The sequence below is a fragment of the Belliella filtrata genome (assembly GCF_022549775.1).
GTDB classification, from domain to species: Bacteria; Bacteroidota; Bacteroidia; order Cytophagales; family Cyclobacteriaceae; genus Belliella; species Belliella filtrata.
The window spans coordinates 1-1313 of the sequence record NZ_JAKZGP010000138.1; the positions used below are offsets into that span (position 1 = coordinate 1).

At 43.0% G+C, this 1313-nt stretch carries 1 protein-coding gene; it reads right to left on the bottom strand.

What is annotated here, in order from left to right:
- Positions 1 to 8: 8 nt before the first annotated feature.
- The coding region (locus tag MM239_RS20765; RefSeq protein ID WP_241350244.1) for an IS1380 family transposase at positions 9 to 1313 on the bottom strand (1305 nt) is incomplete at its 5' end.

Sequence of the window (1313 nt, forward strand, 5' to 3'; positions counted from 1 at the left end):
GATTGAATCTAAGTCAATAATGGTGTGTAATCTTTCTGTGTGAAGAGCTTGAGGACATGTTTCCTTCCCGTCCTGATCCATTTGGCTGATACTGTTATAAATCTGAAAATGAACTTTTTGAGTCTGTAGTTAGGCTTTAGCCAAGACAGCTTCTTGGAATATTCTGCGATCAGATAACTGTAAAAGTTGGCATAGATGGCCGTCATAATCATAAAGGCGGTATTCTCCGACAAAAAAGAACAGGGCATTTTTGCCCAACCGAAGTCATTGTTCATTACATCAAAGAGGCATTCGCTTTGGCCTCTAGCATTGTAGAAGGCCACAACTTCGCTGTTGGAACTTTCACTGTCACTGGTCAGGATTCCCCTGTAGGTATAGGCTTCGCCACTGAATATGTCGGTCTGGTAGTCCTTTCTCTTTACCCTGCTGATCACCAGCCTATAGGGCTTTTCCCCGCCAAAAGGAAAATACTCATAGATGTCGGCCACTTCCATTTCTTGGGTACCCAGACGTATTTTCTTCCAGTCTCCCTTGGCAATAGAACCTATCATGCCATCCATCTTGGCACAGCGCTTTGCTCTGATATAAAACAAGCTGTCCTGCCGTTCCACCAATTCGATAACTTTTTTCTGATAGGATGCCGAATCAGCCCTGAACCTTCCCATTTTTACCCCATTGTTCACTAGGTTTGAAAACACCCTTTCTAGGGTTTCCTCTTGGAGATACTTGGCTTGGCTGTTGCCGTTCCTGCCTTCTATGTAAACTGGCATCGCCTGTCCTGTCTCAGGGTTGCTGATCGAAGCAATGCCAGGCTGGTATCCGTTGGTCTTTTTGTAGGTTTTTTCGGCATCATACTTTTCGGTTGGCTGTACTTGGTTGTCATAATCAAGGTCATAAAAAATGTCTGTTTTGAGCTGCTCTGTTTGTATCAACCCCTTAATCAACAAGTCATTGAGTTTGGGGTTCAAATTGAAGCTGTGCTTTACACGACTATCTGGGTTTTCCATAAACAGCGTGTCTGTAGCCAGTTCCTTGATCCCCCTGAGAATGGTGTCTGCACTACATACCCGCATACCCCTAACATTTTTAAGATGTCCCCTGAGATGGTCATTGATGTCTTCGGTACAATCCCCACCATTAAGATATACGGCCAGATGGTTGATGAAAATGTCACTGTAGGAAAAACCAACAGTTTTCACCCTGCTTCCCAGATGATTATCGATAAGCATCGAAAGACCTGAGTTTTTAAATGACTCAATAACAAAATTAAAACCTCCAAAAGGTGTGATTTTTTCAGATGAATTCGTAATTTT